This window comes from Pelosinus baikalensis (assembly GCF_020819555.1).
Taxonomy (GTDB): domain Bacteria; phylum Bacillota; class Negativicutes; order DSM-13327; family DSM-13327; genus Pelosinus; species Pelosinus baikalensis.
Genome location: NZ_JAJHJB010000003.1, coordinates 74,750 through 86,382 on the forward strand (window position 1 = coordinate 74,750; position 11,633 = coordinate 86,382).

Annotated in this window: 13 protein-coding genes; all 13 read left to right on the top strand. The window is 38.3% G+C overall.

Translation table 11 applies throughout. From position 1 onward, the window contains the following. Positions 1-2: 2 nt before the first annotated feature. The 13 genes from cbiD to cobS all read left to right on the top strand — a co-directional run bounded on the left by cbiD (position 3) and on the right by cobS (position 11,565). Positions 3-1,103 carry a cobalt-precorrin-5B (C(1))-methyltransferase CbiD gene (gene cbiD, locus LMF89_RS03375; RefSeq protein ID WP_229533886.1) on the top strand — a complete coding sequence of 367 codons (1,101 nt, stop codon included), beginning with the start codon at positions 3-5 and terminating at the stop codon, positions 1,101-1,103. Then, entirely contained in the window at positions 1,088-1,714 is a 627-nt protein-coding gene (cbiE, locus tag LMF89_RS03380; RefSeq protein ID WP_229533887.1) for a precorrin-6y C5,15-methyltransferase (decarboxylating) subunit CbiE, read from the top strand. The genes cbiD and cbiE overlap by 16 nt, the downstream gene beginning before the upstream one ends. Next, on the top strand, positions 1,711-2,292 hold the full coding sequence (gene cbiT / locus LMF89_RS03385; RefSeq protein ID WP_229533888.1) for a precorrin-6Y C5,15-methyltransferase (decarboxylating) subunit CbiT: 582 nt from the start codon (positions 1,711-1,713) through the stop codon (positions 2,290-2,292). Before cbiE ends, cbiT begins: the two co-directional genes overlap by 4 nt. Before the next feature lie 42 nt (positions 2,293-2,334). After that, complete coding sequence (gene cobM, locus LMF89_RS03390) at positions 2,335-3,090, top strand: precorrin-4 C(11)-methyltransferase (protein ID WP_007956366.1); 756 nt, start codon at positions 2,335-2,337, stop codon at positions 3,088-3,090. Continuing rightward, positions 3,087-4,148 carry a cobalt-precorrin 5A hydrolase gene (locus LMF89_RS03395; RefSeq protein ID WP_229533889.1) on the top strand — a complete coding sequence of 354 codons (1,062 nt, stop codon included), beginning with the start codon at positions 3,087-3,089 and terminating at the stop codon, positions 4,146-4,148. Before cobM ends, LMF89_RS03395 begins: the two co-directional genes overlap by 4 nt. 26 nt (positions 4,149-4,174) lie before the next feature. Further along, on the top strand, positions 4,175-4,873 hold the full coding sequence (cobJ, locus tag LMF89_RS03400) for a precorrin-3B C(17)-methyltransferase (protein WP_007956371.1): 699 nt from the start codon (positions 4,175-4,177) through the stop codon (positions 4,871-4,873). Next, a complete protein-coding gene (locus LMF89_RS03405; protein ID WP_229533890.1) occupies positions 4,870-5,643 on the top strand; it encodes a cobalt-precorrin-6A reductase in 774 nt (257 codons plus the stop codon). The genes cobJ and LMF89_RS03405 overlap by 4 nt, the downstream gene beginning before the upstream one ends. After that, a complete protein-coding gene (locus LMF89_RS03410) occupies positions 5,631-6,257 on the top strand; it encodes a precorrin-8X methylmutase (protein WP_229533891.1) in 627 nt (208 codons plus the stop codon). The genes LMF89_RS03405 and LMF89_RS03410 overlap by 13 nt, the downstream gene beginning before the upstream one ends. A gap of 36 nt (positions 6,258-6,293) precedes the next feature. Beyond that, positions 6,294-7,685, top strand: a complete 1,392-nt coding sequence (locus tag LMF89_RS03415; RefSeq protein WP_229533892.1) for a cobyrinic acid a,c-diamide synthase CobB — start codon at positions 6,294-6,296, stop codon at positions 7,683-7,685. 23 nt (positions 7,686-7,708) lie between these two features. Then, positions 7,709-8,290 (top strand): bifunctional adenosylcobinamide kinase/adenosylcobinamide-phosphate guanylyltransferase, encoded by a 582-nt coding sequence (gene cobU, locus LMF89_RS03420; protein ID WP_229533893.1) that lies wholly within the window; start codon positions 7,709-7,711, stop codon positions 8,288-8,290. After that, positions 8,283-9,803 (top strand): cobyric acid synthase, encoded by a 1,521-nt coding sequence (locus LMF89_RS03425; protein WP_229533894.1) that lies wholly within the window; start codon positions 8,283-8,285, stop codon positions 9,801-9,803. Before cobU ends, LMF89_RS03425 begins: the two co-directional genes overlap by 8 nt. Then, positions 9,803-10,753, top strand: coding sequence for an adenosylcobinamide-phosphate synthase CbiB (cbiB, locus tag LMF89_RS03430; protein WP_229533895.1), 951 nt, complete (start codon positions 9,803-9,805; stop codon positions 10,751-10,753). The genes LMF89_RS03425 and cbiB overlap by 1 nt, the downstream gene beginning before the upstream one ends. A 65-nt stretch (positions 10,754-10,818) precedes the next feature. Then, entirely contained in the window at positions 10,819-11,565 is a 747-nt protein-coding gene (gene cobS / locus LMF89_RS03435) for an adenosylcobinamide-GDP ribazoletransferase (RefSeq protein ID WP_229533896.1), read from the top strand. Positions 11,566-11,633: the final 68 nt, after the last annotated feature.

Sequence of the window (11,633 nt, forward strand, 5' to 3'; positions counted from 1 at the left end):
TTTTGTCAAAAAAGATGAAATCTGGAATTACTACAGGTACTTGTGCAGCTGCTGCCACTAAAGCAGCCTTATTAGCATGGAAAGGTGAATTACCTAAAATGGTTGATGTTGCGTCACCGCAGGGACATATGATTCAAGTGAAAATTGCAACGAGTCAGCGTCTAAGTTCTGGTGGAAAAGCCAGTGTAATAAAAGATGCTGGTGATGATCCCGACGTAACACATGGCACAACTATATCTGCCGAAATAGAAATTAATACTGCGAATGAAATAATCCTACAAGCTGGTATAGGAGTCGGTATTGTAACAAAGCCAGGTCTATCTGTAGCAGTTGGACAACCTGCAATTAATCCTGGTCCCCGCAAGATGATTATGCAGGCCATACAAGATGTATTACCTGCTGGGCATGGCGTAACGGTTACCATTTCGATACCTGAAGGTGAAAAATTAGCAAAGCGTACTTTAAATTCTACTTTAGGCATTATCGGCGGTTTATCTATTATAGGTACTACAGGCATTGTTGAGCCAATGTCAGAGGAAGCCTTTAAAAATTCGTTGTCACCGCAAATATCAATGGTGAGAGCCTTAGGGTATGACGAAGTAGTCTTTGCCCCCGGGAAAATTGGCCAGGATATTGCTATTAACCAATATCATCTGCCAACAGAAACAGTAATCCAAACTAGTAATTTTATAGGACATATGTTAGAAAGTGCTGTGCAATATGGTATGAAACAAGTATTAATTTTTGGGCACTTAGGAAAGCTCGTAAAAGTAGCTGCTGGAATTTTTCATACTCATAACCGTGTAGCTGATGCTCGCTTTGAAACTTTAGCCGCCTACATGGCTGCCCTTGGTGCTCCACAGCAAGCTATACAAGAAATATTAACGTGCAATACTACAGAAGCCGCTATGCCCATAATTGCACAATTTAAATTAAATGATGTTTATCGTGTAATTGCTGAAAGAGTCAGCATTCGGGCTGAACGATATGTATTTGGTGATTTAAAAGTAGGTACCGCAATGATCACTCTGCAAGGTGATTTATTGGCGGTTGATGATACGGCACGAGAAATTGGAGGCAAGTTAGGATGGAACATAAAATAATAGTTGTAGGAATAGGACCAGGTTCACCTGATTACATCTTGCCAGTGGCTAGCCGCATCATTGCAGATGCAAAGGTGATAGCAGGCAGTAAGCGTGCTCTTGCAACTTTTGCTCCTGATCATGTGATTACTAAGGTAATTGACAATGACCTAAAAGGGGTATTAACATTTATCGCTACCTCCCTAATGGATAACGATGTAGTTGTAATGGTTTCCGGTGATCCTGGCTTTTATAGTTTTTTAGCTACCCTTAAAACCAAATTTTCCTCGGCACAGATTACGGTTATTCCTGGTATTAGTTCGATGCAGTTAGCTTTTGCCAGGATCACTGAAATTTGGCAGGATGCAGTTTTGATTAGTATGCATGGACGACAAGCCAAAGATATTGATCTGAATTATGATCCTGAAAAAAAGCTTGGCATATTAACTGATTTTGAACAAAATCCTTTATATATTGCAAACGTACTCCTTGAGCATGGTTGGCCATTACATTCAAAGGTATGGTTATGTGCTAATTTATCTTATGAAAATGAAAAAATTAAACACTTAACATTAGGTGAAATCAAAGAAGTCGATGGATTTACTCATTGTGTAATGGTGGTGACAATATGACATATTTTCCAGGTATTAGCGATGATGAATTTCTGCGGGGCGACATACCAATGACGAAGCAGGAAGTTCGTATCTTAGTTCTGAATAAAGCTAAGATACGCCCCACCGATATTATTATAGATATTGGTGCAGGTACTGGATCTCTTTCAATTGAAGCTGCACTTCAGGCTCCCCAAGGTACTGTATATGCTATAGAGCGTCATCCAGAAGGAGTTGATTTAATTCGTGCTAATGCTGTAAAATTTGGTGCGGCTAATGTTGAAGTCATTTCTGGAACTGCTCCAACAGCATTACAGAACATTCCAAAGGCTGATGCAATTTTTATTGGAGGCAGCGGTGGTCATTTACAGGAAATCTTAAAGCAAAGTAATTATTTATTAAAATCAAATGGACGATTAGTAATTACGGCAATTACCGTTGAAACTTTATATGAAGCCTTACATACTATGCAAGCTAAACCTGAATTTACCGTAGAAGCTTTCGGTATGCAAGTAACACGTATAAAACATATTAAAACAAGTAATATGCTGCAAGCTTTAAATCCAATCTATCTTATTACATCCACTAAGAATATCTAACTCTATTCGTTAGAGAATTTTAATTAATCAGGAGGTTCATTCATGCATGTATCATTTGTAGGAGCAGGTCCGGGGGACCCTGAGCTTATTACTGTAAAAGGACAACGCTTATTAGGTGAGGCAGATGTTATTATTTATGCAGGTTCGTTAGTAAACCCAGCCTTGCTGTCGCTAGCAAAGCAGGGAGCCTCTATTTATAATAGTGCCTCTATGACTTTGGATCAAGTTATAGAAGTTATGGAGAAGGCCACAGAACGTGGCCAAAAAACGGTTCGATTACATACTGGAGATCCAAGTATTTATGGGGCTATTCAAGAGCAAATGGATGCTCTAGATAAGAAGAATATTTCTTATGAAGTGATACCTGGCGTCAGTTCTTTCTTGGCAACTGCCGCAGCTTTACAACGTGAATATACGTTACCTGATGTCTCGCAAACGGTTATCATTACACGTCTTGAGGGCCGTACACCAGTACCCGAAAAAGAAAAACTAGCTTTATTGGCCAGTCATAATGCTACTATGTGTATCTTTTTGAGTGTACATATGATAGACAGCGTTATGAAAGAATTAATAGATGGTGGTTATCATCAAGATACTCCAGTAGCAATCGTGCAAAAAGCATCGTGGCCTGATCAAAAAATCTTTAGAGGTACAGTTTCTACAATTGGAAAAATTATCACTGATGCGAAGATTGATCGCACAGCGATGATTGTTGTAGGGCGCTGTTTAGACAGTCAATATGCACTTTCTAGATTATATGCTCCCGAATTTGGACATATGTACCGAGATGCAAAATGAAGTTAGCAATCATTTCCGTAACAAACCAGGGCGCATTACTGGGTAATGCATTAGCAGAAAAACTAGCTAAACTTGGAAAGAAAGCGGATGTTTTTGCTAAAACAGGACGCAATCCACTGAAATCAATATCCTATGATTTATTAAGCAAGCTAATCGGTGATATATTTTCTAAATATGATGGATTTGTGTTTATAATGGCAACAGGTATTGTGGTAAGAGTGATAGCTCCCTATATTTCTGATAAACGTGTTGATCCAGCTATTGTGGTTATGGGGGATAATGGAAAGCACGTAATTAGTTTATTGGCAGGACATATTGGTGGAGCCAATGAACTTGCTCACTTAATTGCAGAGATTTCAGATGCTGAGCCTGTCATTACCACAGCTACCGATCTTGCACAAAAACCAGCAGCAGATATGTTGGCCGTAAAACTGAATTTAAAGCTAGAACCATTTACACAATTAAAAACAATTAATTCTGCTATTGTCAATAATGATACTGTCAAGTTTTTCTTAGATAAAACATTGATCAATCAAAATCTATATGATCAAGAATCAGCAAAACAAGGTGTTATTTTTAAAGATTTATCTCAATTACCTAATGAAGAATATGATGCCGCTGTTATTATTACTGATCAATTATTGCCCATCAACAAGAATCAATTATATTTACGTCCCTTGACTCTTGCAGTTGGTATAGGTTGCAGACGCAATACTAGCAGGGAAGAAATCTTAGCAGCAATGAAAGATGCTTGTACTCAAATTGGACGTAGTATAAACAGCATTTCGATTATTGGCAGTACGATTGTAAAACAGGATGAAGAAGGATTATTATCAGTCATTCAACAGTTGAATGTACCCAGTATTTTCTTCGTTAACGAGCAATTGCAGGAGTGTATTGAAACATATCAATTAGAAGAATCAAATTTTGTCAAAAAAGAGATAGGAGTGGGAAATGTATGTGCAGCAGCAGCAATCTTAGCGGGACAGTCGAACAAACTTCTTCTTCCAAAGACCAAGTACAAGAATGTAACGGTGGCCATTGCCCCGGTCAAATAGCAGTAATTGGAATAGGACCAGGCAGTTTGCTTGACATGAGTCCTAGAGCCAGAGAAAGTATTGAAAATGCGGATGTAATCGTGGGTTATAATACCTATGTTCAATTAGTTTCTGAATTATTAACTAATAAAAAAATTATTGGCACTGGTATGATGCAAGAAATTGAACGCTGTCAAAGTGCTGTTGATCAAGCCTTAGCAGGAAAAAAGGTTGCGGTTATTTCTAGCGGCGACCCAGGTGTATATGGTATGGCCGGTCTGGTTTTAGAATTAGCCATGAAATACGAAGCAGATATTCGCCCAGAAGTAATTATCATACCAGGAATAAGTGCTGTGGGAGCTTCTGCTGCCGTATTAGGAGCACCTCTCATGCATGATTTTGCTGTAATTAGCTTAAGCGATCTATTAACTCCTTGGGATGTTATTAGAAAGCGGGTAGAAATGGCAGCAGCAGGAGATTTTGTTATTGCCCTATATAATCCGAAAAGTAAACGTCGTACCAGCCAAATTAGAGAAGTGCGAGAAATTGTATTAAAACATCGAACAGCAGGCACTCCTGTAGGAATTGTCCATCATGCCACTAGGGAAGGCGAAAATATGGTCATATCGAATCTTAATGACTTTACCAAAGAATTCATCGATATGTTTTCTTTGGTAATTATCGGAAATAGTCAAACCTATGTACAAGAAAATCGTATGATTACACCTCGTGGATACAAGTTATGATTTTAGTTCTTGGGGGAACAAAAGATGGACGGGAGCTGGCAGCCTTAATAACCGAAAAGGGATACCCAGTCGTAGTATCAGTTTTTAGTGATTATGGTCGTGATTTGATACAACTTGATAAAGAATTAGTGCATACTGGTCCTCTAGATACAGATGGGTTTATTTCTTTTATCGGCATGAATCATATTCATTTAATTGTAGATGCTAGCCACCCGTATGCCATTAATGTTTCCCAAAATGCAATGAAAGCCTGTCAATCTACTGGCATATCCTATGTTAGGTATGAACGTCCTAAGGCCCCTTTGCCAGCATATCATGGTCTACATGTTGTCCATGATTATGATGAAGCTGCAAAAATGGCATCCGTCTTAGGCAAGGTTGTCTTTCTCACCACTGGCAGTCGCCACCTCAAACTCTTTAAAAACACAAGCTGCCTACAAAATCACAGGTTAATTGCCCGTGTATTACCCGAACCAAGTGTATTAACAGAGTGCCTATCTTTAGGCTTTAAACCGAAAGATATCGTAGCAATGCAAGGTCCTTTTTCTCATAATCTGAATATCGCATTATTTCAAGAATATAACACCGAGGTAATTATAACAAAAAATAGTGGACAAATTGGCGGTAGCGATACTAAAATTACTGCTGCCATGTCACTAAATCTGCCTTTAGTAATGATCGATAGACCAGTTATTCCATATCATAATGTAGTATATGATATAGAAGATGTAATAAAGTTTATTGGGGGGGTACACAAGTGCACTATATAACAGAACCTATGGCTATAGAAGAGCGCAGTATGGAAATCATTGCTCCTTATTTGGCTGAACTAAATTTGACACACGAAGAAGTAAAGGTTTTTTCACGTATCATTCACGCAGCGGGTGACCCGGAATATTCGAAAGTTATTGAAATTCATAAAGATGCTATTCAGGCAGGATGTGCTGCATTAGAGGCCGGATGCAATATTTTCTGTGATGTGGAAATGGTGCGTACTGGCATAAATAAGCGTCGTTTGGCAGACAATGGCGGAACTGTCCATTGTTTGATTAGTGATGAAAAGGTCGCATCTACAGCAAAAGAGCTTGGTATAACCCGATCAATGGTAGCTATGCGTACGTTCGGTGAACGTTTGCACGGCTCGATTGTAGCTATCGGAAATGCACCAACTGCTTTATTTGAAGTACTTAATTTGATGAAGGAAACAACAATCAGGCCTGCCCTTATTATTGGCGTTCCTGTAGGCTTTGTTGGTGCCAGTGAATCCAAGGACTTTTTAGCCGAAACCTCACCTGTTCCATATATTACAGTCAGGGGTAACAAAGGTGGTAGTCCAATCGCTGCTGCAATCACAAATGCTCTATTGTATATGCATAAAAGATAAAAATACCCGACAACGTACTAAGAAGGGAGGGGAACTATGTCCCACTTTAAGATCCCACGTATCATTATTGCCGGTACAAATAGCGGCGTGGGGAAAACCACGATTGTTACAGGAATTTTAGCGGCTTTAAAGCAAAAAGGTCTTACTGTTCAATCTTATAAAGTAGGACCTGACTATATTGATCCAGGATATCATCAATTAGCAAGTGGAAAAGTCGCACATAACTTAGATACTTGGTTAATCCCGACCGATAAGTTAGTACCTATTTTTGCTAAAACAGCTCTTGATAATGATATCGTTATTATTGAAGGAGTAATGGGCTTATATGATGGAGGCCGTACAGGTATAAGCAGCACAGCAGCTATAGCAAAACTGCTCGAGGCTCCCGTCATTTTAGTGATTGATGCAAAATCTATCGGTGAAAGTGCGGCAGCCATTGCACTAGGCTTTAAAATGTATGACCAATCGGTTAATTTGGCAGGAGTCATCATTAACCGATTGGGTTCAAAAAATCATCAGAATATGATCTGTGAAGCCTTAGAAAAAATAAAGATCCCCGTGTTAGGTTGTATTTATCGTAATGAAGCCTTACATATGCCAGAAAGACATTTAGGCTTAACTCCAGTTACAGAACATGACGCTCATGGTATGATGAGTCAATTGCAAGAGCAAATTTCTGCTCAAGTTGATCTAGAAGAACTTTTGAAAATCGCATATCAGTCCTCAATCTTAAATACAAAATCAGAAAAGACAACTACTTTTCATCACTCACCACTACATGTACGTATTGGTGTCGCACAAGATGAAGCTTTTTCTTTTTACTATCCAGAAAGTCTTGATCTTCTAAAAGTTTTGGGAGCAGAAATTATCCCCTTTAGTCCGATCAAAGATAGTACACTTCCTCCAGTTGATGGTTTGATATTTGGCGGTGGATTTCCCGAAATGTTTGTCAATGAATTAACTAAGAATACAAGCATGCATGAATCCATTCGGCAAGCCTGCAAAGAAGGTATGCCTCTTTATGCTGAATGTGGTGGTTTTATGTATTTGACTAAAACGATTATTGATTTTAAAGGGCAAGAATATGATATGGTGGGAGTAATACCAGCCAAATGCAATATGCAATCTAAATTGCAAACGGTGGGTTACGTAGAAGCAACTGCGTTGACTGATAGTGTCTTATGTGCTGCAGGAGATGTCTTGCGAGGTCATGAGTTTCATTTTTCACAGATGACTCATGACGATATTCATGAACCATTTCCCTGGGCTTTTGAGTTTAAGAAAACGCGTACAGGAGCAGTTTATTCTGGTGGCTATGCTGAGAAAAACATAGTTGCATCTTATCTACATATGCATTTTGCTGGCAATGAGCAGAATGCCCTTCGTTTTCTTACTAAATGTATGGAGTTTAAGCAAGGAAGAAAATAACGATCCTTGGGAGATTGATATAAATGCAAGGAAAAATTGTACTTATTACAGGTGGTACCAGAAGTGGGAAAAGTGTTTTTGCTGAGCAATATGCCGCTGCACAATCCGATCAAGTAGCGTATATTGCTACTGCTCATATTTATGATCAAGAAATGCAAAGTCGCGTAAATCTGCACCGTAAACGTCGGCCAGATACGTGGCAAACATTTGAAGCACCATATCATGCTGACCAAATATTCCTGGAGGCCGCTAAAAAGGCGGATGTTATCTTATTCGACTGCTTGACATTATATACGAGTAATTTGTTATTATCAGATAGTACGCCCGCTAATCGAGAAGAAAGGTATCAATACATCATGGAAGAAATTGATAAATTATTGTATTCTTCTCGTGAAAGTCAAGCTACAGTAGTATTTGTTACAAACGAAGTAGGTATGAGTATTGTGCCAGAAAATGCGCTGGCGCGTGAATATCGAGATGTCGCAGGTATGGTTAATCAAAAGATAGCTGCCGGATCAGATGAAGTATACTTGGTCATTTGTGGTTTGCCTGTCGAATTAAAAAAAATAGCTTTGCAGATTACTAAGGAGGTGCATCATGGCTAAAACCATTATGCTACAAGGAACAAGCTCACATGTGGGAAAAAGCATAATAACAACCGCTTTATGCCGCATCTTCTTGCAAGATGGACAAAAGGTAGTACCCTTTAAAGCACAAAACATGGCTTTAAATTCATATGTAACTAAAACAGGTGGCGAAATGGGCCGAGCTCAAGTTGCTCAGGCAGAAGCTGCTGGTTTGGAACCTGTAGTAGAAATGAATCCAGTTTTATTAAAACCAACGGGTAATTCTTGTTCACAGGTTGTTTTAATGGGTAAGGCTATCGGCAATATGACAGCTAAAGAGTATCATACTGGTTACAGTCTCAAGGCATTAGGTGTTATTAAAGAGTGCTTGGACCATTTAGGTACTGAATTTGATGTTATCGTAATTGAAGGAGCTGGCAGCCCAGCAGAAGTAAATCTAAAAGCAAATGACATTGTGAATATGCGCATTGCAAAAATGCTGACAGCACCCGTACTATTAATTGCTGACATTGATCGTGGAGGCGCTTTGGCATCTGTTGTTGGCACCTTGGAATTATTAGATCCTGACGAACGTGATTTAGTTAAGGGGATTATTATTAATAAGTTTCGTGGCGATATCGATCTATTAAAACCAGCTTTAGAATTTTTAGAAGAAAAAACGGGGAAACCTGTAGTAGGTGTAGTACCACATCTTGATCAATTAGGCATTGACGATGAAGATTCAGTATCTCTTGATGATAAACAAATAATGAGTACCCGCGAACTTGAGATCGTAGTCATTAGAACACCTAAAATATCTAACTTTACAGATTTTGCGGCCTTTGCCAGCGAAATAGATGTTAATGTTCGTTATATTAAACAAGGCGAATCCATTGGTAAACCTGATCTTATACTATTACCAGGAAGCAAAAATACGATTGAAGATTTATTATATATACGCCAACAAGGATATGAAGAACAAATCCTTGAATTAGTAAACTCAGGTACACCTCTGATTGGTATTTGCGGTGGGTATCAGATGTTAGGGAAAAAAATAGCAGACCCCGAACATACGGAGTCGAATTTAGATAGTATTGCAGGTATTGGTCTGTTAGATATTGCCACAACATTTACACCTAGTAAAGTAACTCACCAAGTAACTGCTAGCTGTAATAATAATGGTTTCTTAGACGTAAAATTTAGCTGCGAGCATTTGACAGGATATGAAATTCACATGGGACGTACTGAGTTTTTGGATAATCTCCAAAACGCCTTTACGATCACTAGTCGATCAGACCAGCCACTAATATCTGTTGATGGGGTGGTACGTTCGGATGGCTTAGTCATGGGAACTTATATTCATGGTATTTTTGATAATGATGAATATCGCCGTAACCTACTGAATGCCTTAAGAATACGTAAAGGTTTAGCTCCTATTGAATCAGTGAATGACACTCATACCCGAAAAGAAAATAGTTATAATCGTTTAGCAGATACAGTGAGGAATAGCCTTAATATGGAATTAATTTATACACTTCTGGGTTCAAAATAATGGAGCAATATTTGCCCCTAGTTGCTATATTAATTGATACGTTTCTCGGTGACCCTCGTTCCTCTCTGCATCCTGTAGTAATGATTGGTAATTGTATTGCTTTTTGGGAAAGAAAGTTATTAAACCCTCGATATTCCCATACATTAAAAAAAATAACTGGTATGCTACTTGTAATCTTAGTTTTAGGGATAACTTATAGTATTACTTGGTGGATATTAAAACTCTTATCTCAAATTCATCCCTGGGCCGAATTCCTTGGAGGAGCTCTTTTGTTGAGCCTTACAATTACACCTAATAGTTTAGCTAAGGCAGGAAATGAAATTTACCATTACTTAGTATCTGGTGATTTAAAACAAGCTCGATTTAAAGTAGGCTGGATTGTTGGACGAGATACAGATAAACTTACTGTTCCAGAAATTACAAGAGCAACAGTAGAAACCATCGCAGAAAATATTGTTGATGGCGTTATTTCACCCCTCTTTTATTTTATAGTTGGTGGAGTTCCATTAGCGTTTTTATATCGAGCAGTAAATACTCTGGACTCTATGGTAGGATACAAGAACGATAAATATAAGGATTTCGGCATGTGCGCAGCTCGTGTTGATGATCTCTTTAATTATATTCCAGCGCGTTTAACAGCGCTCTTCATTTTGCTAGCTATAATTGTGCTGCGCTTTAATTTTATCGGAGCAAGTAAGGCAATTTGGAAAGATGCAAAAAAACATCCCAGTCCTAATAGTGGACTATCAGAAGCAGCTGTCGCTGGCGCGCTAGGTATCCGCTTAGGTGGTTTAAATTTTTATGGGGGAATCGCTTCACAACGTGCTTATATGGGAGAAGCAAAATTTCCCCTAATTCCAATTCATATCAAACAGACAATTCATATCATGTACATAACAACGGCTTTTTTTATTGCGATTTTATTCATCTATTCTAAGCTGATGGTATAATATTTTTAAAGCAGTGCTAAAAATGACAATGTTGGAGGATAGCGTACTTACGCTATAGAATAAAAATGAATAATTTTATAACCGGATTACAGTTTTTAACGCGAATTCAAGTTGCTAAACAATCGGAATGGTCACCTGAAAGCTTTGGTCGAAGTGTCAAATATTTCCCCTTAATAGGTGCTATCCTTGGGATTATTCTCGTGCTAGTACATCATGTATTGGCTGAATTCCTCCCTTATATTGGGATGTATCTACCACCCCATATATTAGCAATTTTTTTGATCATTTCTAATGTTTTACTTACTGGTGGTCTAACTTGTGATGGTTTCATGGATACTATGGATGGCATTTTTTCTGGTCGATCTAAAGACAGAATGTTAGAAATAATGAAAGACAGCAGAATTGGAGCTAATGGTGTGATGGCTTTTGTATTGCTTGCCATACTAAAGTGGTCACTCATTATGGACATTCCTCCCCAAGGGCTTCCTACAGCCTTATTTATGATGCCATTATTAGGCCGATTTGCAATGGTCGTTGGAATCACTGTATTTCCCTATGCTCGCCCTGATGGTATCGGTAAAGCTTTTGCTCAATATGCAGGTAAATACACTTTGTGTATTGCCACTGTACTCACCTTACTATTTGTAATACCTTTGGGTAAACAGGCTATTGTGAGCCTATTTGCTGTGATTGTTGTTACTCTACTATTTTCTAATTATGTAAAAAAACTAATCGGTGGTTTGACTGGTGATATCTATGGTGCGATTACTGAAATAACCGAAATAGTTTTGCTCCTCGTATTTTTGTACTAATTAGTAGATATTGTAAATTTTCAAATGTAATCTGCACTAAAATAATAACTTCATTGGAGAACAATTGT